Below are 1,368 nucleotides of genomic sequence, written 5' to 3' on the forward strand. Positions count from 1 at the left end.
GGCGGGCTGTCAGCATGGAGCGCGTGAACGATGTGAGCCCCGGGGAGCGCCTGACGCCCGAACGACCCGAGCCGGCCAGGGCGCGGGCCGGCCGGGGGCCGCGCGCCGGCGCCGGGCCGCGGCCGCTCTACGTGACCGGGCTCGTGGCGGCGCTCTGGTGCATCGGCATCGGGCTCGCGGTCCTCACCACGTTCACGCTGATCGGATGGATCGCCGCGCCCAGGACGGCGCTCGGGCACGGCATGCCCGGCGTGTTCAGGACGGCGGTCAACTTCTGGCTCGTGTCCCACCACGCGGGCTTCTCCAGCGATCACGGCCGCGTCGGGCTGCTGCCGCTGGGCGTGATCGTCCTGCCCGGCGCGCTGCTGTACCGCGGCGGCGGGTGGATGATCCGCGGGACGGGCCTGCCGAGCCGCCCGAGGGTCGCGGTCGTGCACGTCGCGGTCGCGCTGGCCGTCCCGTACGCGGCGCTGGCCGGGCTGCTCGCGCTCGCGGCGACGTCCCAGGCGGTGCGGCCGTCGGCGTGGCAGGCGCTGATCGCGTGCTTCGTCGTCGCGGTCGTCGCGGGCGGGCTCGGCGCCGCCCGGGCCGTCGTCGCGGCGCAGGTCGCGGCGGACGCGCGGGAGCGGCGCCTGCGCTCGGGGCTCGGCGCCCTGCTGCGGCTGCTGCCCGACCGCCCGCGCTCGCTGGTGATCGGCGTGGCGGGCTCGACCTCGGTGCTGCTCGCGTCCGGCGCGCTGCTGGTGGGCGGGTCCCTCGCGACGCACATGTCGGAGACGGACCGCCTGTACGACCTGCTCGCGCCCGGGATCGTCGGCGGAGTCCTCCTGCTGCTGGTCGAGCTGGCCTTCCTGCCGAACGCGGTGATCTGGGGGATGGCGTACGCGGTCGGCCCCGGCTTCTCGGTCGGCGCCGGCACCAGCGTCTCGGCGACCGGGGTGTTCCTGGATGCCGTCCCGGCGTTCCCGCCGCTCGCCGCGCTGCCCGAGCCCGGCCCGGCCCCTGCGGTCTCGCTGCTGGCGCTGGCCGCGCCGTTCGTGGCGGGCGCCGTCGGCGGCGTGCTGACGATCCGCGCGATGCCCAGCCCGGTGTACGAGGCGGCGCCGCTGTGGGGATTCGTGTCCGGCGCGCTGACGGGCGCCGTGGCCGCGCTGCTGACGGCGCTGTCGGGCGGCCCGCTCGGCGGCGGCCGGATGGCGACCGTGGGGCCCTCCGCCTGGCAGGTCGGGCTGATGGCGGCCCTGGAGGTGGGGATCTCGGCGGCGCTCGCGGCCTGGGTGGCGAACTGGATGACCCTGCGCCGCCCGGAGACCGGGCCGTCCAAGCGCCGGCGTCGCGGACGGACGGCCCCCACGCCCATGCCCGCCC

The 1,368-nt window shown here is 77.9% G+C and carries 1 protein-coding gene; it reads left to right on the forward strand.

The window, feature by feature from the left end:
* Positions 1–23: 23 nt before the first annotated feature.
* A partial coding sequence (locus tag E1298_RS46940; RefSeq protein WP_243726275.1) for a cell division protein PerM occupies positions 24–1,368 on the forward strand: 1,345 nt, incomplete at its 3' end.

It is taken from the genome of Actinomadura rubrisoli, assembly GCF_004349215.1.
In the GTDB taxonomy this organism is placed as follows: Bacteria; Actinomycetota; Actinomycetes; order Streptosporangiales; family Streptosporangiaceae; genus Spirillospora; species Spirillospora rubrisoli.